Source organism: Brevibacillus sp. HB2.2, from assembly GCF_013284275.1.
GTDB classification, from domain to species: Bacteria; Bacillota; Bacilli; order Brevibacillales; family Brevibacillaceae; genus Brevibacillus; species Brevibacillus brevis_D.
On record NZ_JABSUV010000014.1, the window covers coordinates 15,242 to 37,199 of the forward strand.

Below are 21,958 nucleotides of genomic sequence, written 5' to 3' on the forward strand. Positions count from 1 at the left end.
CTTTATTTCCCCTCCCAACGATCCAATGCCTCTCGATAAGCGCTGGCTGCTGACTTGACATCCGTTGCATCTGTGATCCCCGATAAGACAGCAATGCCCGCACACCCCGCTTCCAAAACATGCGTCGTCCGATCTGGTGTGATACCACCGAGTCCGATGATCGGCACATGCCATCTTGCCGTTATTTGCGCAAGTTCGATTGTTCCTCTTGGCGCAAGACCCGGCTTCGAACCACTCGCAAAAATATGCCCGTAGAGCAGGTAATCGACTTTTGCAGCAATGGCTTCCTGTGCTTCCACAACGGAATGGACAGAACGCCCTATTTTTTGACCAGTCTTCAGTACCATTCTCGCTTCCGCAGGAGACAGACTATGGTATGCCAGGTGAGCACCAGCACAACCAGACGCAGCTGCCACGTCCACCCGATCATTCATGATCAAGGACGAAAGGGGGATAACATTCGACAATGCCTTTACCCAGTCCATGCATTCCTTTGCGGTACGCTGTTTTTCCCGTATGTGTAAAAAGTTCATACCACCTGCATAAGCAGCTTCTGCCATTCGCATTGCGTCATCAAGCGAATGTCGGCCGCTCGTAATCACATGCAGCTCACGAGTGCTTGACATTAGGTTGGACACCGCCTCCAGCGAGTGCTGTCACACATTCCTGTAGCCATTGTGTCGTTTTGTCTTCTTTATCCGTCGGCGACTGAGCCAACAGCTCAATCACGAGACGACGCAAGAAAAATGCTTGTTGCACGGTAAGTGGAAAGGTAATATTTTTTGGCTTGGTTTCTTGTTTCTCCAACGTCTCTACACCCGCCAACAAAATATCACCGATGGACTCCACAAGTTCGCGAATCTGCTCATTTTGATTTAATTCGTCATAGCAGCCATCATATAGTCTGCACAAAAGTAAAAACGCCTGTGACGACAAGGTCACCGGCTGTACATTCTGCATCGGTTCCGTCATACGTTTCCCTCCACTCGCTAGAAAAAAACAAAATCTATTATATCACATCATGACCTGTATCAATGAAGAAAACCGCTGATTGCTCAGCGGTCTTTTGCAGTTCCTTCATTTCGATCATTATGATTCGATTGTCGCAAATTTGTGTTGCGATCATTTTCATCCAGCGTTTTACCACGATTTTTCCCGAGGTCTTTGCTGTTGTTGTTCTTTCCCAATTGATTCACCTCCTACGTCGTTCATAGGATAGCGTAACCAATTCGGGTCACTTTATTAGCTGGTTGCAAGTAGTCTCTTGCGTTTGTAGATCGCGTAGCCGATGGCGAACGGTACACGCCACCCAAACAAAAACGCCAGCGTGATGAAATAAGTCACACCTGCAAAAATAAGCGTTGTCGGTACATCTGTCCACCAGGAGCGGATCAGCAAGCCAATGGGTGCCGCAACTGTCCAAGTAATCAGTACTGATAAGAATTGTCGGCCCGCCGATTCATACGTTCGTTGTCCGTAGCTCTTGAAAAGCAGAATCGCGATAATCCATCCTACGAGGAAAGGCGCTAATGTTTCGATCATTCCCATGACCGTGACTGGGTAGTTATGAATGATTTTTCCGTAATAAACAAAAAGCACAAAGGCGATCAGATCCCCGAGCAACAATAAATAGCCCGGTGTCGACAAACGCAGTCTCATGTATACCCTCTTTTCCGGGTCTTGTTAGAGTAAGCCCTCTTGGTTCACCCCTATTGTACACATGCTCTGAACGCCCTTCAATCAATCCAAGCCTTTATTCACCAAACAGCAACAATTGCAGCTTTTGCTTGACCTCTGGCCATTCGCGATCGAGTATGCTGAAGTATACCGAGTCGCGAATATATCCATCTGGCATCACCATATGATTACGCAGGACACCTTCTCGAATGCTACCGATTCGGGCAATCGCACGTTGCGAATTCAAATTGCGCGAATCTGTCTTGAGCTGTACGCGAATACACCCCAGTTGTTCGAAGCAATGGCGCAGAAGCAGCCATTTACATTCCGTATTGACACCCGTTTTCCAGACGGATGGGGTCAGCCATGTAAACCCGATTTCCAGCCCGCGATCTTTTTTCGCTATCCCTAAGAATCTCGTGCTCCCGATAATCTGCTCATCTGCTCGGCGAATGATGACGAATGGCAATTCTGATTGGGCTTGTTCATTTTTTAAAGCCTGCAGGATAAAAGCCTGAGCATCTTCTCTCGTTCGAATGGTGATGGACATATGGGGCCAAATCTCTTCGAATGCACCTGCTTCCCAGATTCCGTCCACATGAGCCATCCTGAGCGGCTCCAATCGGACCAGTTTGCCTTCCAAGATAACAGGTTCAATGTTTAACATGTCTGTCTCTCCTCTACTGTTCTGCTTCAATCATCAGGCAGAACAGTCCCTCGAAATTTTTCCAATGATACGGGCTCACAAGGAAGCTGTCAAGACAAAAAAGAAGAGGTTACGCTTCTTCACTGATAATGACTTGCTTCCCTCTGCGTTTTAAGAGTAGGGGGATCAGCAACCACAAAACCGCACAAACCAGAAAAGCAGCGGAAAGCGGCTTCGTGAAGAAGATTGAGAAGTCGCCATTCGAGGTGGTCAACGCTCTTCTCATGTTATTTTCGATCATCGGTCCCAAAACAAGGCCGAGGACAAGCGGTGCCAGTGGAAAGTCGTTTTTCGTCAGGTAATAGCCAGCTACCCCACAAATCACAAGCAAAATCAAGTCAAACGTACTGATTTGCACAGCGTACACTCCGAAAACGGAAATCGCGATAATGAGCGGAAGCAGGAAATGGGACGGTGTTTCAATAATTTTGGCAAACACTTTTACCAAAGGCATATTCAAAACCAGCAACATGACATTTCCAATAAACATACTAGCAATCAAGCCCCAAGCAATCTGTGGATGATCACTAAACAATAGTGGCCCCGGCTGTACGTTATACATCAATAAGGCACCCATCAAAATCGCAGTGGTACCAGAGCCGGGAATGCCCAACGTCAACAGTGGAATCATCGCACCGCCAGAAGCAGCATTGTTTGCAGACTCCGGTGCTGCTACACCTGCGATCGCTCCTTTTCCAAAGCGGCTAGGATCTTTGCTCAGCTTTTTCTCAAAAATATACGAGAAGAAGGATGCGAGGGTAGCGCCAGCACCAGGCAAAACACCAATGAAAAAGCCGAGCAACGACCCGCGTGTAATCGGCCCGGCACTCTCTTTCAAGTCCTGCTTGGAAGGCAGTACCCTCCCCACTTTAATGATTTCCTTTGAGGATTGATCGTCTTCGATTATCGTCTTGAACACTTCGCCAAGGGCAAACAAACCAACTGCTATCGTGAGGAACTCCAAGCCTTGGTACAAATCGGGAATATCGTAAGTAAATCGCGCCACACCCGAAACGGTATCCATCCCAATTGTCGCAAGCAACAGTCCCATGACTGTCATAATGAGGGCTTTCGTCATCGACTTACCCCCCAGTCCGCTGACCGCACACAAACCGAGAAGCATGAGGGAGAAATATTCAGCGGGGCCGAATTTCAAAGCGAGATCGGATAATGGATCAGCTAAAAACACAAGCGCTATCAACGCTACTAGCCCCGCGACAAAAGAACCGATCGCAGCAATCGACAGCGCTGCGCCAGCACGTCCTTGTTTGGCCATCTGATAGCCATCCAATGTCGTGACGACAGAGGAGGATTCACCCGGTGTATTTAACAAAATGGATGTCGTAGAGCCACCGTACATCGCACCATAGTAAACGCCTGCCAACAAAATCAGTGCGCTAGCCGCCGCACTCTCAGGAGGTAAGCCAGAGGTCAAGGAAGCCGTAACGGGCATCAATAACGCGACGCCGCTCATCGGACCGATGCCGGGAAGGACCCCTACCGCAGTACCGATCAGGACGCCAATAAAGGCAAAGACAAGATTATGCCACTGTAGGGCAACGAGAAAACCATCCGCCAAAAATTGCAAGGCACTCATGCTAATCTATCCCCTCCCTAGACGCCTAGCCAGGCAGGTAGTCCTGGAAGCGTACCTTTTAGCAAATGCACATAGATGACATAAACGCCTACTGAAAACAGTAAGGAAACGATTGCCGATTTAAGTACGCTTTTACTGCCCATCATGGTGAAGGCATACAGAAGGAATGCGAAGCTCGCGATAACATAACCGAGTTGCTCCAGCAACAAAACATACAAAACTGTCGCTGCCAGTATGAATAAAAACCGCTTGTATCGCAGTGGACTCTGTGACACAGATGTGGAAGCAACCACGCCTTTCTTATAGGTTTCCCACAACAGTCGCAAGCTCAACAAGATCAGGATGACGCCAAGTCCGAATGGAAACATATTCGGCCCGACCTGACTTCCATATGCACTAGACGAAATATTTTGACTTTCAGCGATAAAGAGTGCACCTACAAGCGCAAAGAACAGGCTACCGATCCGATCAAACATCAGGTTCATGTATACCTCCTAAGTTGTGGAAAAAGGAGGGGATGCCCCTCCTCTCCCTACTTCGACATTCCCAGTGATGTCAACAGTTCTTTGACCTGCTTATCTTGTTCGTCCAGGAATGCAGAGAAAGCAGCAGCGTCCTTGTACTCGCTTTCCCAACCGTTTGCCGCCAATTCTTTGGCCCATGCCTCATGCTTGGAAAGCTCTTTCAGCTTGGCATCCCAGTAAGCTTTTGCGTCTGCTGGCATATCAGCCGGACCGAAAACACCGCGCCAAATCGTGAACGTCGCATCAATGCCTTGCTCTTTTAATGTCGGGATCTCTTTCAAATTGCCGCCGAGACGTTCATCAGAAGTAACGCCCAACACGCGAATTTTCCCTGCTTTCAAATATTCACCCACACTGGAAGCATCCGTTGCAATGATGTCTGCATTCCCGCCCAGCAAGGCTGCCATTGCTTCTCCACCGCCATCATACGAGACGTATTTGACGCTTTTCGGATCAATTCCATATTTAGCTGCTGGTAATACGCCGATCAGATGGTCCATCGATCCAGGAGCAGAGCCCCCTGCCAGAGTAATTTTGCTAGGGTCAGCCTTGATCGCATCCAGCACACTCTTGATGTCCTTATGAGGTGAATCCGCTTTTACAACAAGAGTACCGAAATCTTTCGTCATTTGCGCCAATGGTGTGACCTCTTTGTAGCCAAATGGGCTGTTCCCCTCTTTTTTGTTATGGTTAATCAAGATAGGAGGAGAGCTCACGAATAATTTATAAGGATTGCCTTTGTCTTTGCTTACATACTCAGCCAAGAACACGGTTCCCCCGCCGCCCGGCTTGTTTTCTACCGTGATGGTTTCTGTCACCAGCTTGCTTTCTGCTAACACCTTTGCTACCGAGCGAGCTGTCTTATCCCAGCCTCCACCTGCACCGGATGGAGCTACATACACGATCGGCTTTTCCGGGTATTTGGATGCCTCTGGGGCAGGCTGCGCTCCGGGAGTTGCTGTTCCCGTATTTCCGGTACCTCCACCACAAGCAGTCAAAACTAGTGTAAGAAAAGTGGACAATGTGATTAGCACTTTTTTTCTTTTCATCAAGCAAATATCCCCCTTAACCCGCTTATTTGTAAGCGCTATCACGCTTGAACATAATGTACCACCGCGGTAGCCAGGGGAATAGTTTTCGTGCATAAGGTCTATTTTGAAAATTAATCACTTTTTGTTCATATTGTTCATGGAACATGACGGAAGATAGCGATATTTTCTTTCCGGTCTGCCAACTGTGCCATAAATCAAGTCAGCACGCGCCTTTTTTTCCAGGACCAAGTATTCTAAATACCGTCGCGCCGTTGTTCGACTGGTTCCAATCTCGCGGCCAATTTCCTCCGCCGAGACCCCCTTGTCTCCCGTCTGTCTGATCGCTTCGATCACCTTTTCAAGCGTTAAGAGATCAATTCCTTTTGGTGCAAGCACATCCCGATTTTTCGGGGCGACCAGTCTTCTGGTCAGCATTTGGTCAATGACTTCCTGGTCTATCTCGACGGCTTCTCTCGTCCGAATGACATGCTTGCGATAGCTTTCCAACCGTTCACGAAAACGCTCGAAAACCAGCGGCTTGACGATGTAATCATACACTCCGCCGCGCAGTGCTTCCTGTACCATTTCCATTTCCTTGGCTGCGGTGATCATGATCACGTCAACTTCGCGGTAATGTTGCCGAATATGCCAGACTAGCTCCGTTCCCAGCATGTCAGGCAGGTACACATCCAACAAAACGAGCTGGGGGCGCGTACAAGACAGCAATTCTTTGGCATCCGTCCCATTCGTTGCTGTAGCAATGACTTCAAAGCCTTCAATCTTGCTGACAAATCGCTTGTTGATATCGATAATCCGCATATCGTCTTCAACGATGAGAACCTCCAGCTTTCTCAAGACGCCACCTCCATTCTTTTGCGTAGAGATACTGTGAAAAGTGCACCACCTAGCTCGCTTTTGCCGACGAGAATATAGCCATCCCATTCATTAATGATTCCATGCGCCTTGGCAAGACCAATTCCACGATCTTCGCCTTTTTTCGTTGAGAAGCCGTGTTCGAATATTTTTTCTCGCAGTTCTTCCCCAACTCCCGGTCCTGAGTCCTCGATTTCAAACATGATCTCATCGCCCGTGTCAGACAAATAACACTCCACTCGTTTGTGCTCGACACATGGCTCGTTGACAGCTTCCATCGCATTTTGGATCAGTGTCCCCAATAAAACCACGATCTGTTGTCGGTTAATCGTCGGCGGGAGCTCCTTCAAGTGACTGTCGTGATGGATGACGAATTGAATTTTCAGCTCCTTGGCTCGATTGTGCATACCTAACAGTAATGCTCCTATTAACGGGTCAGGAATTTGCTTCGCCAAAAATAAAATCATCTCTTGTTGTGCGGACGTTTCACTCGTAATCAGCTCGACCGCTTCCTGAATCGAACCAAGCTGCAACAAGCCGGAAATGGTATACAACAAATTGTGAAATTCATGTGTTTGGGCGCGAAGTACGTCCGCATAACGCCTCGCTTGGGACAATTCAGAAGCTAGCTGGTCAATTTCCGATTTAGGCCGAAAGCTGCTGACTACTCCTACGACCTTCCCCCCGAACTTGATCGGAAGTCGATTCACAATGATTTCTTTTCCGCTCATGATCGTTTCGCGATCGAATTGATGCTCGCCTGATTCCAGAACTTCTGGCATACGACTGTCTGGTAGTACTTCCACTATTTCTTTGCGATGAAACTCTTCTTCCGGTAAGTTCAAAATACGAATGGCAGCCTTGTTCATCATCGTAATGCGTTTATTGCGGTCAATCGCCACGATGCCTTCGCGGACTGACTCCAGTACAGCATTTCTCTCTACGTATAACGATGCGATCTCCTCCGGCTCCAATCCCAAAATTAAGCGCTTTAAATAGCGACTGAGTGCAATGGCACCAGCAACACCGCACAACAAAGCGAGAAGAGTCAGAATCAAGATACGGTCTTGGTAGAGGTCAATGGCCTCCTCGATATCCTCTAGCAGGAACCCAACGGATACGATTCCGATGATGTTCCCTTTCTCATTTTTGATCGGCACCTTCCCTCGCAATGATGGTCCCATGCTGCCGACTGCCTTCGATATGTACGATTGACCATGCGAGAGTCCAGGCTCGTTATCTCCTCCCACCATTTCCTTTCCAATCCGATCCACAATCGGATGCGCATACCGAATTCCCTCATGGTTTCCCACGACCACAAACTCTGCTCCGGTTTGAACACGGACGTTTTCAGCGATAGGTTGAATGAGCGCAGGAGGGTAATCGCTTGTAAAAGCACTACGCAGCTCAGGATCGCTGGCAACAATTTTCGCCACACTCAAAGCTTTTTTGCCCACCTGCTCTTCGATCGAAGAGGCGACAAGGGAAGAAAACACCGCTCCAACTGACGAAACAATCAGAATAATGACAACAGTAATCAATACAATCATTCTGGTTTGCAAAGACACATGGATTTTTCTTGTCGTCACAGCTTGCTCACCCCTTGCTTCATCTTACCACCCTCATTAGGTAAAAAGGTAGAATCATTCCCATTGTCAATGGCGAAGCTTGTCGTTGCAGGCTATCTTTTTACGACGAAAATTCAGGTATTAGGCCTTCTTTCCCCCAATATAATGTTACAACTTGTATTCAAGACAAACTGGGGAGCTTGTCCGAATACGAGACATCTTGAAAAGCAAAGGAGGGAAAGAAGTGAAGACGCAAACGGTATCAAATGGAATTGTTACCCTGACGAAAGAAGGAGAAGAGGCAATCAAGAACAGTCCGCTTTATAATGAAGGTCTTCGACCGACGAGGACAGCAGAGCACACCTGGACATCTTACAACTTCGCCAGCTTGTGGATTGGTATGTCGATCTGTTTGCCGACGTATGCAATGGCGGCAGGGTTAATTTCCTTGGGTATGAACTGGTGGCAGGCCATTTTGACGATCATTCTCGGTAATTGTATTGTCCTTATTCCCATTCTCCTTAACTCTCATGCCGGGACGAAATTTGGCATTCCGTATCCAGTTTTTGCGCGCCTCTGGTTTGGCTCCAAAGGAGCGCACATCCCTGCTGTCGCTCGCGGTTTGATTGGTGCAGGCTGGTTTGGCATCAACTGTTGGTTCGGAGGTGCTGCCATCGATACACTCCTCATGTCGATGACAGGCTGGGCAAATGTTCCCGGACATCTCTGGATATCCTTCTTTGGCTTTTGGTTGTTAAACGTATGGGTCGCTTATCGCGGTCCCGAAGCGATCAAAAAAATGGAGGCATGGGCTGCTCCCATCCTGATCATTATGAGTTTGGCTCTTCTCGTCTGGGCGCTAACGAAAGCAGGCGGATGGGGACCGATGCTCTCTGCACCTTCGAAATTCACTACCACTGCTGAATTTCTGAAGGTTTTCTTCCCAGCATTGACGGGAGCCATTGCTTTTTGGGCAACGATGGCCCTCAACATTCCGGATTTCTGTCGGTATGCCAAAAGTCAAAAAGCCCAAGTCATTGGACAATCCTCTTCGTTACCGACCACGATGGGTTTCTTCTCATTCATTGGAGTTGCAGTCGCTTCTGCTACTGTCGTTATTTACGGAGAAGCGTTGTGGGACCCTGCTGCCGTGTTGGCTAAATTCTCGCCTTTCGCCATTTTCCTCGGAACGATTGGAATTATTCTTGCCACATTGACGACCAACGTAGCGGCCAATATCGTTGCTCCCGCCCGGGCAGTGGAGAATCTGGCCCCTCGCCGTCTCTCCTATGAAGCCGGCGCCCTCATCGCCGGGGTCGTGTCGCTCTTGATGCAGCCTTGGTACATCTTAGAGAACTTCGGCAACTACATTTTTTTATGGCTCGGCACATATGGAGCCTTGTTAGGCCCGATTGACGGAATAGCCATCGCCGACTATTGGCTTGTGCGCAAGCGGCGTATTCATTTAACAGAGTTGTACAAAACAAATGGAATCTACACCTACAAAACGGGTTTTAATGGTAGAGCCATCTGGGCGATGCTCATCGGGATTGCGATTCCTTTTATTAGTAAATACATCCCGGGATTATCCATTATTTGGGACAATGCCTGGACTGTCGGATTACTAATTTCCCTTGTGATTTATACATGGATGATGAAAAATGATGGTTCGATCTTGAGTGCCAACGATTACGAGAAAATCACGGCAAACAACAAACAAACGATGGCTTCCTAATAGCAAGCTACCAAAAAAGACTGGCTGCCCCGTTGGGTTTGCCAGTCTTTCGTTTGCTCCCTTCCTCTATGATTTAAATGGACTGACATCGAGCACGGATAGAATCGCAATCTCTTCGATTTGAACGTCAGGCTCATAGCAAATATAATACGTTAGCTCCGGGCTGATTCGATACCGAATCCCCCGGTATCCACAGGCAATCAAATACGCACGCACCTTGTCCCCTGTCCATTGCAGCCACTCTTCATAGCCCATTCCGTTTTGTCTTTGTTCGAGTTCCTCTTCTGAAAAAGCAGCTCGCAATGCATCGATGCGCAGTTCATTTTCCCCATAGCGCTCGTCCAAACAAACGAGACCCTGCAAATGAAGCTGCTGGCTCAGCACTACTGCCTTCTCCCCATTGGTTTCTGCATGACAAATCGCATACTGTGCGGCGATTTCCGGATTGCTCACCAAGTAAACACCAGCGCCAAACACTGCCTTTGCACTCGCACCGTTTGTAAAATGACGCCTTTCTGCTCTCTCATACTTTTGCGCTTTCACGACACGAAGTCCCTCACCGTATTCGACCCCTCGATATACAATCTGCCTCATCCCTGAACGCTCCTTTTGACTCTGATGGAATCCTTCCAATGATGTGAAAAGGAGGAAGGCGCGTAACCGGCACCTCCCTCACTCTTTTCTTAAGGTAATAGTTTTACCATATCTTCGTAGGTCTCCGGTCTGCGATCCCGATAAAATTGCCACGTATCTCGCACCTCATGAATTTTGTTCCGGTCCATTTCAGCGAGAATGACCTCATCCTGATCCCGGCTCCCCATGGCGACAAATTGTCCGCGCGGATCGACCAAGTACGATTGTCCGTAAAACTCTCCCATGTTCCACGGCGCTTCTGTCCCTACCCGATTGATCGCTGCCACATAGTATCCATTGGCTACAGCATGAGCAGGCTGCTCGAGCTTCCACAAGTATTCGGATAAGCCCGCTACCGTTGCAGACGGATTAAATACAATCTCCGCTCCGTTCAAGCCAAGCAATCGTGCGCCTTCTGGAAAGTGGCGGTCATAGCATATATACACCCCAACCTTGGCAAAAGCGGTTTCAAAAACGGGATACCCGAGATTGCCGGGCTTAAAGTAATATTTCTCCCAGAATCCGCAGCCGCTGCTGCCCACTCCGACATGCGGAATATGCTGCTTGCGATATTTGCCCAAATACGTGCCATCCGCATCAATCACAGCGGCGGTATTGTAATACGTTCCGATCCCTACGCGTTCATACACAGGTAAAATGAGTACGGTTCCTAATTCACGGGCAAGGGAAGCGAAATGTTGTACGGTTGGTCCATTTGGGACTTCTTCCGCTGACTCATACCATTTCGGTTGCTGTTCGGCACAAAAATAGGGGCCATAGAAGATTTCTTGCAGACAGATGATTTGTGCCCCATTGGCTGCCGCCTCTCGCACCATCCTCTCATGCTTCTCGATGGCTTTTTCTTTGTGCAAATGAACCGGTTCGTCTCCGTGGACATCGTTTTTTGCCTGAATCAAGCCGATGCGAATGATATCTGCCATAAGCGCCCTCCTCGCCTTTTTACGCTCTCCCTTATTACGGTCTTGCAAAGGTCGATCGTTTTATAAAGCGTCCAGTCCCGGCTTGACCGACGAATTGCTGATCGCGAATGACAAATGAGCCGCGCGAAAGCACCGAGATGATAGCGCCGTTCACCACCATCCCTTCAAATGGATTGTAGTCGACATTCATATGGTGCGTTTCAACAGAGATCGTGCGCGTAACCGTTGGATCAAACAATACAATATCCGCGTCCGAACCTACCGCAATCGTTCCTTTTTGCGGGAACATCCCGAACAGTTTGGCTACTTTTGTAGAGGTCATATCGACGAACTGATTGAGACTGATCTTGTCCTTTGTTACGCCTTCCGAGAAGAGGAGGCGCATGCGGTCCTCAATGATTGGTCCACCATTCGGGATTTTTGTGAAATCCCCCAGCCCCAGTTCTTTTTGTCCGGAGAAATTAAAGGAGCAATGATCGGAACCAACCGTTTGCAAGATGCCGTTTTTCAACGCGTTCCACAAGACGTCCTGATTCCACTTTTCCCGGAGTGGGGGGGACCAGACGTACTTCGCCCCTTCAAAGCCCGGCTTCTGTAGATCCGTAATGTCGAGTACCAAATATTGCGGGCATGTCTCCCCGTACACATTCCATCCTTTTTCCCGAGCCTCTGCGATCCGGCGCACTGCCTCTGCACATGATACATGCACGACATACAGCTGGGCATCTGCCAGTGCAGTCAATGCGATTGCACGTCCCGTCGCTTCTCCTTCCGCTTCAGGAGGGCGGGTGTAGGCGTGGTACACGGGGTCTGTCTGCCCTTTTGCAATTGCCTGCTTGATCAAATAATCCAAAACGTCTCCATTCTCTGCATGGACCTGTACCAAGGCACCTAGTTCCTTAGCCCGAACCAATGTTTTAAATAACGTCTCATCATCGGCCATCAGCACATTTTTGTAGGCCATGAATACTTTGAGCGAAGTAATCCCTTCATTTCGTACGACTGCTCCTAATTCCTCGAGCACTTGATCGTTCGCATCTGAAACCATCAGGTGAAAGCCGTAATCAATGACCGCTTTCCCTCTTGCTTTTTCGTGCCAGGTCGAAATGGATGAATGCAATGGCTCGCCTTTATTCGTCAGGCAAAAATCGATGATGCTCGTCGTCCCGCCAAAGGCTGCTGCCTTCGTGCCTGTATAAAAGTTATCGGAAGTAACCGTTCCGCCAAAAGGCATATCGAGATGGGTATGTGGGTCAATCCCTCCTGGGAAAACGTAGTACCCGGTAGCATCGATCATTTCGGCTTCTTTCCCATCCAGATTGGAGCCGATTGCGACTACCTTTTCCCCTTCGATCAAAATGTCCGCCTGATACGTGTCTGACGCTGTCACGACTGTGCCATTTCGAATCCATTTTTTCATCCGATGATCATCTCCCCTTCAACCCATCGCTGAGTAGACATGCCTTCCCTTGTACACGCTATGCATCCCACGCCGAAAACATGATTGCTTTACAGCTCGCAGCTACCACCCGCAGCCAAAGTAGCCTGCCGCTGATTCCAGCTGAGAGGGGCTTTGTCGCTCGGGATCTCGACCATCTCGATCGTCCCATCCACTGGACAAACGATCGAGCACAAATTACAGCCCACACAATCTTCCTCTCGTACGACCAAGCGCTCTTTGCCTGTTACTTCATCAGGAACAATGTCAATGCATTGATGCGAGGTGTCCTCACAAGCGATATGACACTTGTTGCAATTGATACAGGTCTCTTCATGGATGCGTGCCACGACCTTGTAATTCAGATTCAAGTGGCCCCAATCCGAGTACGAATGTACGGCTTTTCCGACAATGTCCATCACGGAGGCAATTCCGCGCTGATCCAGGTAATTATTAAGCCCATCAATCATGTCTTCGACGATCCGGAATCCATGATGCATGGCAGCTGTACATACTTGAACACCCGTTGCACCCATCAGCAAAAATTCAACTGTGTCGCGCCAATCAGAGATTCCTCCAATACCAGAGATCGGGATACCAACCTTGGGATCGCGTGCACATTCTGCGACCATGTTCAGGGCGATTGGTTTGACTGCTGGTCCACAATAGCCGCCGTGCGCCCCTTTTCCATCCACGTGTGGGATCGGCAGCCATTTGTCGAGATCAACCCCCATCAAGCTGTTAATCGTGTTGATCATGCTGATGGCATCTGCCCCTCCCTGGCTTGCGGATCGTGCAGTAAAACGAATATCCGTAATGTTTGGGGTGAGCTTGACGATGACAGGGGTTTGGGCGACTTCTTTTACCCATTCGACCTGTTGCCGGATTAAATCTGGATGCTGACCAACCGCAGAGCCCATCCCGCGTTCTGCCATGCCGTGCGGACAACCAAAATTCAATTCCAGACCGTCTACGCCGATTGCCTCTACCTTTTTGACAATCTCGTGCCATGCTTCCCGTTTATGTTCAACCATTAACGACGCAATCAACGTGTGCTTCGGAAAACGCCGCTTCGTTTCATCCATTTCCTTCAAATTGACCTCGAGCGGTTTGTCCGTAATCAGTTCAATGTTGTTGAAACCAAAGACGCGCTGACCCCCGAAGTTCAGACCGGCAAAGCGAGAGGTGACGTTGATGATCGGCTCTCCGAGTGTCTTCCAGACCGCGCCACCCCAGCCCGCTTCAAAGGCACGCTGCACTTGGTAGCCTGAATTGGTCGGCGGCGCAGAAGCCAACCAGAATGGATTCGGGGATTGGATTCCTGCCAGATTCATGCTGAGATCTGCCATGATAGGTCTCCTCCTTTTATACTGGCTGTATTTGATCACGGAGCGATTGGTGGATGGCATGAGCCGCTCGTTTCCCATGATTGGCTGCATCGACGACCATCGCATCTGTTTTGCCTCCACCAAAAATGACATCGCCCGCCGCGTAAACTTTGACATGGGAGGTTCGATAGGTGCCTTCCTCGACCTTGACAATCCCATTGCGATGTTGGAGCCCAAATGCTTCTAGTAATGACAGATGTCTGTTTTGTCCGATCGCTTTGACGACGTAATCGACTTCGATGACAAAATGACTGCCTGGAATTTCTACTGGACGCTTTCTTCCTTTCTCATCTGGCTCACCCAGCTCCATGCGCACCAGTTCCAATCCCTTCACTCGGCCGTTTTCCTCGAGTACACGCGTTGGGGCAACGAGCCAGCGGAATTCTACGCCATCCTGCTTGGCGAATTCGTACTCAAACTGATAACAGGACATCTCCTGAACGGTCCGCCGGTACAGAATCTGGACATTGTCTGCACCCAGCCGTTTCGAACAGGTTGCAGCGTCAATTGCCGTATTCCCCGCACCGATGATCACGACTTTTTTGCCTAGCATCTCGTCTGATAGTGGCTTGGTCTTGGTCTCCTCCACAAGTGCGATGGCATCGAGAACACCTTCCAGTTCTTCTCCCGGGATATTCAACTGAGGGACATTGCCCATACCAACTGCCAATAGGATGGAGTCATACTGGTCAAGTAGCTCATCTGGCGACACATCCTCGCCGATTCGTGTATGCGTACGTATCTCTACCCCCAATGCCTCTACTTGCTCTACTTCCCATAGCGAAATTTCCTGTGGCAGACGGAACGACACGATGCCGTACGTGTTCAGTCCCCCCGCTTTTTCCTTTGCTTCAAATACCGTAACCGCGTAGCCGAGACGCGCAAGCTCACGCGCTGCTGATAATCCCGCAGGGCCCGCTCCGACGATGGCTACCCGTTTTCCATTTGCTTCGCCTTTTGAAAAAAGCGTGACCTGATTTTGGATTGCCCAGTCTGTCGCGTGACGCTGGAGCAGGCCGATCATGATGGGCTTGGAGGCTGAATTGAGTACACAAGCACCCTCACACAGCTCTTCAGTTGGACATACGCGCGCGCAGCTCGCCCCGACTGGATTCGATTCCATGATCGTCCGGGCTGATCCGAACAAATTCCCGGTCGCAATTTTTTTGATAAAGGAAGGGATGTCGATCGACGTGGGACAAGCCTTAATACAAGGTGCGTCGTAGCAATACAAGCAACGATTCGCTTCATGGATGGCTTCCATCGGTTTTAGGGCAGGCACGACTTCCGAGAAATTTTTCGCGAGCTCATTGGGAATGCTCATCTGTCCACAACCTCCTCACCAGATCTAAACATGCTTGCTATTAATCAATGTGCGAATTCGCTTTTTTATGATTGTTACATTTCGTATTTGCCTAGTGAGGAAGCGAAATCAATCTGCTTGAATTGACATGAATGATTTCATGTTCGAATAGGATAAAAACAAACAAGGTAGAAAGGGCCATCCCGTATGAAGGATTACGATCTGGAGATCAGGATAGTGAAACAAAAAATCGCGGAAGCACATACGCTTCTCAGCCAATTGGAAGCCGAGCGCAAAAACTACCTAACGCAACTCGAAAAGCGCAAAGCGTTTCTTTCTTCGCGCGAAATACTCGACATCCTGGAGTCAAAAGCCGGTCGTGCTGGTAGTATGGCTACCGTCAAACGCTGGGCAGATCAAGGCTATTTAGGGGATTGTATAGACGAACGGGAGTCCTTCCCCTTGTTGGTCAGTAAACAAGGAAACAAACGATTTCTTTTTCCTCGAGAATCCGTACTCACTTATCTATATAAAAAAGGGTATCTTCGCCCGAGCTACGAGGTTTTGGATCGTGTCCAACTCACAAGAAAGAGGGATTGCTGCTGGGGAATCATCACATCCATCGAGCGAAGCGATCAGCACTTCACCTACCAAGTCCAATTGGAAAAAACGGGAGAAGTATTGTTGTCGGTACCAGAAGAAGAACTGCTCATCCCGTAAGGAGGCACTATGGAACTGGCCGTACTCACGCTGGAAAATACAGTTGCCAATCAAGAGAGATCACGACAAATCCGCGATGTGCATAAAAAAAAGGGCCAGACCCTCGCCATACGCTTTAGCGAAGAACTGACCCATATTATTTTAGAAGCACCTTGCTTGTATATCCCCGACCATGAATGGTTGGACGAAGCTGCTGTCATCGAAGGAATCGTAAAAAAATCAACGGATTACTACGAGCTGCACCCACGGACCAAAGGGAAGACTGTCAACCTTCACCTTGATTCAGAATTGGTAGCTGAGCTAGAGCTCATTCGCTCACTTGTCAGCAGCAAAACGCAGCAGGAGGTCCTTCGTGAGTTGTTTGTTCGAGGCATGCGCTCGTATCTGGCCGAGAAAGAAGCAGCCACCTCGCCCATCAGCGCCAAAAAAGAGCACTAGTTCCTCCTCTTTACCAGGAGAACGTAATTTTGTTACCCGTGATTTGATAGCGCACCATGTAAGTCTGTTTCTTCTCTTTCATGCTGACTTCAAACACAATTGCTTTTTTCGTCAGATCCGGCTTGACTGAAAGGACATCCAACATATCAAACGGCTCGTTTGCCTTTTTCTCCATCCCTACAATTTCTATCTTTTCATGGGTCGCGACATGATAAACTCCCACACCCATCATGGTCTGATACAAGATCCAATTGTTGTCCAGCCATGTTACTTCATCGATAAAATAACCTGGAAACAGTTGAGCTAGCGGTGTGTAATCTGGCTGGTAGAAACGTAGATTCGCATTATTGTACAAATTGTCTGAATCGATCACGGCAATTTTTTTCTTGTCTGGTGAAGGAACTCCGGCTTTTTTTGCCAATTCGATTGTTTCTTTTTCCGATTCGATTCTCAGTTTTTCGATCAAGAACAGGGAATCTTCTTTCGAAAAGACGATGTTCTTTACGTTTTTCAAATCTGCGAGCTTGTCTTTGCTGGGAAAATTACTGTAGATGGTTAGCGTTGCATCATCTGGCATACCATCGTAGGCGATGCCTCTGGAAGGATACTCCCAGGCGTATGTACCGATTCCTCTAAGGTGATACGAAAAATCCGGCTTACCCCAAGCGCCAAAGATAGAAAAATCAGCAAATTCTGCGGGTGCCCCTAATTTTTCACCATAGTCTTGCAAGTTTTTAGCCATATCAACAAGTGCTTTTGTATCGGCGATCTGATCGCGACGATAAATAGAAATGGCTTTTAGTTTATCCTGCGTGAACGTGAAGAACAAGTGATAGCCCTGTTCCGCATAGCCAATCAACGCAAGCTTTTCATCAGAGAAATGTGGTTTACCCAAGATTCGGATGATCTCGTCTTTTCTTTTAGAGGTCGTAATCCCTTTTAGAACTTCGCCTTTATAGGAAGGTTCAACGAGAACGGCAAACGCTTGCTTGTTTTCGTCCCACTTCATGCTGATTCCTTGTGGATAATACACATAATCATCAAATTCTTTTACGGATTTCCCCAGAAGCTTCGTGAGCGAATCTTGTTTCCACTGATGGGAAGTGAAGGTATTCACGAGCAGCCCTTTTGACAAATCTGCTGGTGCCTGCACGGATGTTCCAGTACCGCTTTGCGTTGAGGTTGGCATTGTCGTTGATGCGTTTGCTGCAAATGCTGTCGAAGCGAACAAACAGCAGGACAACAGTAGCCTTATCGCTTTCTTTTCCACTTCATTCCCTCCCAAACTATCAGCATGACTATACAATCATCGTCATAAAACAACGATTATCCCTAAATTATACCAGAAATAGACAAAATCCGCTAAAAAGTTTTTTATCCAATATCAATGTAACAGAATAAAGCGTCCTTTCCCCAATTTTTTGAAGGGAAGGACGCTTTTCAATGCACTTGATTTACTTTGATTCACCGTTGAGATAATTGAAGAACGGTTGATCTACCCAAAACTTGTATGTCTCTACTTTTACTTTGGCATTCAGCTTCTGGAAGCCTTCCACGACTTTTGGTGATTCTTCATTCAGGGAGAAAGACTGCACAACATAACGGCCGTCTTTTAACACGTTGTTCGTAATGACAGCATAATCTGCCAGCTCCGTACGAGAATGATAAAGCGGCTGCCACCAAGATGCCTTAAGCAATCCGGTCATGTCCTCTTGATCCCGTTTGGCATATTTCAAAACAAGTGGCTGGAACTTCTTCTTCGCCTCTACGCTGTCGAATTCCAGGCTGAGATCGTACTCCTTGGCATACGCAATGTAGTTGCCGTTTTCAATCTGAACTACCTGATAATCGGCTGTTTGAACGGGTTCTCCCCATTCTTTCAGATAAATGAAGGCAGATGTTTTTGGCTCAAATTGAACCTTGGCATTGACGCCTTCACTTTTTAGCAGGCCGATTAATTGAATAGCGTGAGCAATATCACTATGCCCGTACGTAATCGTGCGCTGTGGATCAAAATGAGGATCGAATGCAGCATCCTTCAGGTTGTAGCCAGTAATCAGGTTTTGCTTCAAGCCTTTGTCTACGAGCTCCTGCAATTCACCAGCTTTGATGATTTGCGATTCATTCCATGCTTGTGCCAGCTTGCCAAAAATCTCTTCATCGGCGATTGTTCCCAAATAGTTTTTGGCTGAGCCATGGAATTCTGCTACTTTTGCTAGCAATTGACTCGCAAGCTCTGCGGATACTGCCCCTTCTACCGAAGCTGACTTCAAGGCATTGGCGGACACAAGCCCCGTGTCAACGGCCACTGCCAGCTCTTGTGCAGCCTGCAAGGTAAGTGTGCCGCCTTTTTTATACGAAATCCCTGCTTTTTTCAAGGCAGTCGCTACTTTTTCCTCGCTATATGTATACCCGAGCTCTTTTAACTCTGCCGCTTTTGCAGCAGCACTGACCGCTTCCCATACAAGCAGCTTGGAGGAATCTTTAGATGCAGGCAAGAAAGTTTTGGCTGACAAGTCTTTTTCCGATATACTTGTAGTAGCAGATACGATCTTGAGCAACGCTTTCTCAAATTGCTCGCGAGTCACTGTCTTGTCAAAAGTCACACCGTATTGCTGCTGTAAAAAGCTGTTCCACTCTGCATGTGCTTCAACCGTTGTTTTGGTTGCTGCACCGACTGCCGTTGGAAAAACGAGCGCCGCTGAGAGCACGGCTGCCGAAGTGGAGAGTTGTAGCCATTTCGCTGATCTGTTCATGAAGAATCCTCCTGACGTATGAAGACGAATCATATTAATATTATTCCTATACGTTTACTAGGGATATAATCAACTACAATAACACTCCTGCATTCATCCTGTCAATAACTAGAATAACCCGAAATCCTCCCACATACGGAGGGCTTCGGGTTATTTTTTACGTTCTTATTTATCCAACTCCGACCACTTGTTCACTTTCACTGGCGGTGTGTACTCTCTCATCCGATCTAGCAAGGTAGCGGGCTCACTCTCACACAGGATCAATTCGCCCTGCATAGCAGGAATAAATCCGGCTTCAGTCGCATGCTCTACCATTTGCATCAACGGCGTATAGTAACCATCCACGTTCAACAGTCCGATTGGCTTTTGGTGAATACCAATTTGCCCCCAGCTCACCACTTCAAAAATCTCTTCAAAGGTACCCAATCCGCCTGGCAAAGCAATGAAGCCATCAGACAGATCGATCATTTTCGCTTTGCGCTCGTGCATCGTTAGGACTTCATGCAATTCTGTCAGCCCTTTATGTACGATTTCTCCGCGGAACAGTCCTGTAGGCATGACGCCGATCGCTTTTCCATTGCCTTCCAGTACTGCATTTGCAACGCGCCCCATCAGTCCCATGCTAGAGCCACCATAGACCAATTCAAGACCACGAGCGACCAATTCTTTTCCCAACTCCTGGGCGTAACGCTCAAAAAGTGGATTTACACCAGGATTGGAACCTGCATAAACACAAATACGTTTCATGTCATCCTCCCAAAACTTGTTGAAGTAGAATGGCTTTTCCTAAATTTCTTTGCGTGTAATATAATTATACTAAAATCAGGAAGGGACAGATATATATGAATATAACTGAGTTCCAAAAATGGGTTGGAGATTTTTATCAAGAACGAGGTTGGACTGGGTACGGTCCGTTTATTCGTGTAGGTTTTCTGATGGAAGAGGCTGGCGAGCTGGCAAGAGCTGTACGCGCCATTGAAATCGGTCGAGATCGTCCTGATGAAGGGGAAAAGCCCGCAGCGGAAGCACGACAGGAGCTGGTGGAAGAGCTAGGCGATGTACTTGGGAATTTAATCTTGCTGGCAAACCAATACGAGGTTCCTTTTGAGGAAATTTTGGAAGCACATCGAGCGAAGCTGCAAAAGCGCTATCAGCTGCATCGTTGAATAAATACAGCGGTAGACTAGAATTTTCGCATTTCCTAGTCTGCCGCTGCTTTCATCTATTCGTCTTTTCGTCCAAGCTATTCTTATTCCAATGTATCAAAGGCTTCCTTCATCACTTGCGCAATAAAATCGATATCATCGCTCGTCGTGGTAAACGGTGGCGAGAGTGTCAGCACATTATTGAAGCTCGGGATGGTGTCGCCATTGCGCCCGATGATTAACCCCCGCTTCTTGCACTCGGCAATCACCTGTGTCAATTTCGCTGGTGCCGCAGGCTCCTTCGTATTACGATCCTCTACCATCTCGATCCCCATCAGGAAGCCGAAGCTGCGAATGTCTCCAACGTATGGATGATCTGCGAGAAAAGCCAGCTTGGCACGCAATTCTGCACCGAGTTCCTCGGCTCTCTCCACCAGTTTTTCCTCTTCTAGAATTTCGAGATTTTTCAGGGCAAGTGCACATGCTGCCGGATTGCCGCCGAATGTATTGACATGGCGGAAATGCAGATTATTCCCCTGCTCATTGAATTTGTCTGCGATTTCTGCGCGCACAGCCGTTGCGGAAAGTGGCAAGTAGGCGCTCGTAATACCTTTGGCCATGGTCACGATATCTGGCTTGATTCCGAAATTTTGGTGCCCGAATTTTTGACCGGAGCGACCAAATCCGCAGATGACCTCATCCACGATCATCAACACACCGTACTTATCGCAGATTTCCCGAACTTTTGGCATGTATTCCGGCGAAGGAACGAGGACGCCTCCCCCGGTAATGGTCGGCTCCATGATGACGGCAGCCACTGTCTTCTCGCCTTCCCAATTAATCACTTGATCGTAATATTGGGCGCACTCCAGATTGCATTTGCCGTACGATTTTCCAGCCGGACAGCGATAACAGTAAGGCGGCGGTACATGCAGGAAGCCAGGCGCTAATGGCTCGTATTTTTCCTTGCGTATGGATTGACCAGTTGCAGCGAGAGCGCCCATCGTATTCCCGTGGTAAGCGCGATGTCGCGAAATGAATTTGTAGCGGCCAGGCTCGCCGTTCTGGTGATGATATTGACGGGCAATCTTGAATGCGACTTCGTTCGCTTCCGAGCCGCTGTTGGAAAAAAATACGCGATACTCCTCCCCAAGCCATTCGCTGATCTTCTCGGATAGACGAATAGCAGGAACGTGGCTTTGTGTGAGTGGAAAATAGGCCAATTGCTTCAACTGCTCGTAAGCAGCGTCTGCGAGCTCCTGTCGACCATAGCCAACGTTGACGCACCACAAGCCAGACATCCCATCCAGGTACCGATTCCCGTCGATATCGGTGATCCACGATCCGCTCGCTTCCGTTACGATCATCGGATTGGGGTTGTAGGGGGACATATGGTGCCACATATGCGAACGGTCGGCATCCAGCAAGCTCTCTTTATCAAAATCTTTCGTTACCTGTCCTTGCTCCATCGCACAATCCTCCTTC

At 48.3% G+C, this 21,958-nt stretch carries 23 protein-coding genes; 4 read left to right on the forward strand and 19 right to left on the reverse strand.

All coding sequences use genetic code 11. From position 1 onward, the window contains the following. Positions 1 to 2 precede the first annotated feature (2 nt). From HP401_RS12235 to HP401_RS12275, 10 genes are all read right to left on the reverse strand, one after another. A complete protein-coding gene (locus HP401_RS12235) occupies positions 3 to 626 on the reverse strand; it encodes a thiamine phosphate synthase (protein ID WP_173605189.1) in 624 nt (207 codons plus the stop codon). Beyond that, positions 610 to 972 (reverse strand): hypothetical protein, encoded by a 363-nt coding sequence (locus HP401_RS12240; protein ID WP_173605190.1) that lies wholly within the window; start codon positions 970 to 972, stop codon positions 610 to 612. Before HP401_RS12240 ends, HP401_RS12235 begins: the two co-directional genes overlap by 17 nt. An 83-nt stretch (positions 973 to 1,055) precedes the next feature. Next, the gene (locus HP401_RS30180; protein ID WP_255413062.1) at positions 1,056 to 1,187 is read right to left on the reverse strand and encodes a hypothetical protein; all 132 of its coding nucleotides are present in this window, start codon (positions 1,185 to 1,187) and stop codon (positions 1,056 to 1,058) included. Positions 1,188 to 1,242: 55 nt separating this feature from the next. Continuing rightward, complete coding sequence (locus HP401_RS12245; RefSeq protein ID WP_173605191.1) at positions 1,243 to 1,659, reverse strand: DUF3054 domain-containing protein; 417 nt, start codon at positions 1,657 to 1,659, stop codon at positions 1,243 to 1,245. A 94-nt stretch (positions 1,660 to 1,753) separates the two neighbouring features. Then, positions 1,754 to 2,344 (reverse strand): GNAT family N-acetyltransferase, encoded by a 591-nt coding sequence (locus tag HP401_RS12250; RefSeq protein WP_173605192.1) that lies wholly within the window; start codon positions 2,342 to 2,344, stop codon positions 1,754 to 1,756. 109 nt (positions 2,345 to 2,453) lie between these two features. Then, positions 2,454 to 3,980, reverse strand: a complete 1,527-nt coding sequence (locus HP401_RS12255) for a tripartite tricarboxylate transporter permease (RefSeq protein ID WP_015891519.1) — start codon at positions 3,978 to 3,980, stop codon at positions 2,454 to 2,456. 17 nt (positions 3,981 to 3,997) lie between these two features. Beyond that, the gene (locus tag HP401_RS12260) at positions 3,998 to 4,465 is read right to left on the reverse strand and encodes a tripartite tricarboxylate transporter TctB family protein (protein WP_087349084.1); all 468 of its coding nucleotides are present in this window, start codon (positions 4,463 to 4,465) and stop codon (positions 3,998 to 4,000) included. A 47-nt stretch (positions 4,466 to 4,512) separates the two neighbouring features. Continuing rightward, positions 4,513 to 5,553, reverse strand: a complete 1,041-nt coding sequence (locus HP401_RS12265) for a tripartite tricarboxylate transporter substrate binding protein (protein ID WP_173605258.1) — start codon at positions 5,551 to 5,553, stop codon at positions 4,513 to 4,515. A 117-nt stretch (positions 5,554 to 5,670) separates the two neighbouring features. Further along, positions 5,671 to 6,354, reverse strand: coding sequence for a response regulator (locus HP401_RS12270; RefSeq protein ID WP_254457063.1), 684 nt, complete (start codon positions 6,352 to 6,354; stop codon positions 5,671 to 5,673). 32 nt (positions 6,355 to 6,386) lie between these two features. Next, a complete protein-coding gene (locus HP401_RS12275; protein ID WP_173605194.1) occupies positions 6,387 to 7,997 on the reverse strand; it encodes an ATP-binding protein in 1,611 nt (536 codons plus the stop codon). 223 nt (positions 7,998 to 8,220) lie between these two features. Between HP401_RS12275 and HP401_RS12280 the strand changes: the two genes are divergently transcribed. Further along, positions 8,221 to 9,711: an NCS1 family nucleobase:cation symporter-1 gene (locus HP401_RS12280; protein WP_173605195.1), complete on the forward strand. Its 1,491-nt coding sequence runs from the start codon at positions 8,221 to 8,223 to the stop codon at positions 9,709 to 9,711. A 66-nt stretch (positions 9,712 to 9,777) separates the two neighbouring features. Here HP401_RS12280 and HP401_RS12285 read toward each other — a convergent pair whose 3' ends face one another. From HP401_RS12285 to HP401_RS12305, 5 genes are all read right to left on the reverse strand, one after another. After that, positions 9,778 to 10,305 carry a hypothetical protein gene (locus HP401_RS12285; protein ID WP_173605196.1) on the reverse strand — a complete coding sequence of 176 codons (528 nt, stop codon included), beginning with the start codon at positions 10,303 to 10,305 and terminating at the stop codon, positions 9,778 to 9,780. An 89-nt stretch (positions 10,306 to 10,394) separates the two neighbouring features. Continuing rightward, positions 10,395 to 11,285 carry a nitrilase-related carbon-nitrogen hydrolase gene (locus HP401_RS12290; protein ID WP_173605197.1) on the reverse strand — a complete coding sequence of 297 codons (891 nt, stop codon included), beginning with the start codon at positions 11,283 to 11,285 and terminating at the stop codon, positions 10,395 to 10,397. Between the two features lie 34 nt (positions 11,286 to 11,319). Further along, on the reverse strand, positions 11,320 to 12,705 hold the full coding sequence (hydA, locus tag HP401_RS12295) for a dihydropyrimidinase (protein WP_173605198.1): 1,386 nt from the start codon (positions 12,703 to 12,705) through the stop codon (positions 11,320 to 11,322). An 89-nt stretch (positions 12,706 to 12,794) separates the two neighbouring features. Further along, on the reverse strand, positions 12,795 to 14,072 hold the full coding sequence (preA, locus tag HP401_RS12300) for an NAD-dependent dihydropyrimidine dehydrogenase subunit PreA (RefSeq protein ID WP_173605199.1): 1,278 nt from the start codon (positions 14,070 to 14,072) through the stop codon (positions 12,795 to 12,797). 16 nt (positions 14,073 to 14,088) lie between these two features. Beyond that, a complete protein-coding gene (locus HP401_RS12305) occupies positions 14,089 to 15,435 on the reverse strand; it encodes an NAD(P)-dependent oxidoreductase (protein ID WP_173605200.1) in 1,347 nt (448 codons plus the stop codon). A gap of 216 nt (positions 15,436 to 15,651) precedes the next feature. Here HP401_RS12305 and HP401_RS12310 point away from each other — a divergent pair, with 216 nt between their 5' ends. Together HP401_RS12310 and HP401_RS12315 are read left to right on the forward strand one after the other, a co-directional pair. Then, positions 15,652 to 16,134 (forward strand): hypothetical protein, encoded by a 483-nt coding sequence (locus tag HP401_RS12310; protein ID WP_309145124.1) that lies wholly within the window; start codon positions 15,652 to 15,654, stop codon positions 16,132 to 16,134. A gap of 9 nt (positions 16,135 to 16,143) precedes the next feature. Further along, positions 16,144 to 16,572: a hypothetical protein gene (locus tag HP401_RS12315; protein ID WP_173605202.1), complete on the forward strand. Its 429-nt coding sequence runs from the start codon at positions 16,144 to 16,146 to the stop codon at positions 16,570 to 16,572. Positions 16,573 to 16,582: 10 nt separating this feature from the next. Here the strand turns inward: HP401_RS12315 and HP401_RS12320 are convergent, their stop codons facing one another. The 3 genes from HP401_RS12320 to HP401_RS12330 all read right to left on the reverse strand — a co-directional run bounded on the left by HP401_RS12320 (position 16,583) and on the right by HP401_RS12330 (position 20,075). After that, entirely contained in the window at positions 16,583 to 17,842 is a 1,260-nt protein-coding gene (locus tag HP401_RS12320; RefSeq protein WP_173605203.1) for a hypothetical protein, read from the reverse strand. Between the two features lie 184 nt (positions 17,843 to 18,026). Further along, entirely contained in the window at positions 18,027 to 19,328 is a 1,302-nt protein-coding gene (locus HP401_RS12325; RefSeq protein ID WP_173605204.1) for a hypothetical protein, read from the reverse strand. Positions 19,329 to 19,493: 165 nt separating this feature from the next. After that, positions 19,494 to 20,075: an LOG family protein gene (locus HP401_RS12330; protein WP_173605205.1), complete on the reverse strand. Its 582-nt coding sequence runs from the start codon at positions 20,073 to 20,075 to the stop codon at positions 19,494 to 19,496. A 95-nt stretch (positions 20,076 to 20,170) separates the two neighbouring features. Between HP401_RS12330 and HP401_RS12335 the strand changes: the two genes are divergently transcribed. Continuing rightward, positions 20,171 to 20,494 (forward strand): MazG nucleotide pyrophosphohydrolase domain-containing protein, encoded by a 324-nt coding sequence (locus HP401_RS12335; protein WP_173605206.1) that lies wholly within the window; start codon positions 20,171 to 20,173, stop codon positions 20,492 to 20,494. An 83-nt stretch (positions 20,495 to 20,577) separates the two neighbouring features. Here the strand turns inward: HP401_RS12335 and HP401_RS12340 are convergent, their stop codons facing one another. After that, positions 20,578 to 21,942 carry an aspartate aminotransferase family protein gene (locus tag HP401_RS12340; RefSeq protein WP_064199184.1) on the reverse strand — a complete coding sequence of 455 codons (1,365 nt, stop codon included), beginning with the start codon at positions 21,940 to 21,942 and terminating at the stop codon, positions 20,578 to 20,580. Positions 21,943 to 21,958: the final 16 nt, after the last annotated feature.